Here is a 391-nt window from a genome sequence, read left to right as displayed (position 1 = left end):
GGTATTTGATAGCTACAGAAGATCAGACTTTACCTCTAGGATAGAAAACGCAAATGGTGAAGTAGAAAAGGTAACAAATGCTCTAGGCACAGAAATCTCTAGAATGCTAAACTATAACCTAGAAAAAGCTAAAACCCTAGAAGAAAAAGCCAAACTTCTAGCTGAGTCTGTATCTCAAGTAACAAGCTCAGCTAGCACACAAGCTAGCTCACTTCAAGAATCTGCTGCTGCAGTTGAGCAAATGTCAAGCTCAATGAATGCCATCTCTCAAAAGACAGCTGATGTCATAAGACAATCAGATGAAATCAAAAACATCATAACTATCATTAGAGATATAGCAGATCAAACTAACCTTCTAGCACTTAATGCTGCAATTGAAGCAGCACGTGCT

General features: G+C 38.4%; 1 protein-coding gene. It reads left to right on the top strand.

What is annotated here, in order from left to right; genetic code table 11:
• The coding region (locus UNSWCS_RS11230) for a methyl-accepting chemotaxis protein (RefSeq protein ID WP_035144120.1) at window positions 1–391 on the top strand (391 nt) is incomplete at both ends.

The organism is Campylobacter concisus UNSWCS, from assembly GCF_000466685.1.
In the GTDB taxonomy this organism is placed as follows: Bacteria; Campylobacterota; Campylobacteria; order Campylobacterales; family Campylobacteraceae; genus Campylobacter_A; species Campylobacter_A concisus_A.
The sequence above is the reverse complement of the archived record's forward strand: the minus strand, read 5'-3'. Positions and strand labels throughout refer to the sequence as shown.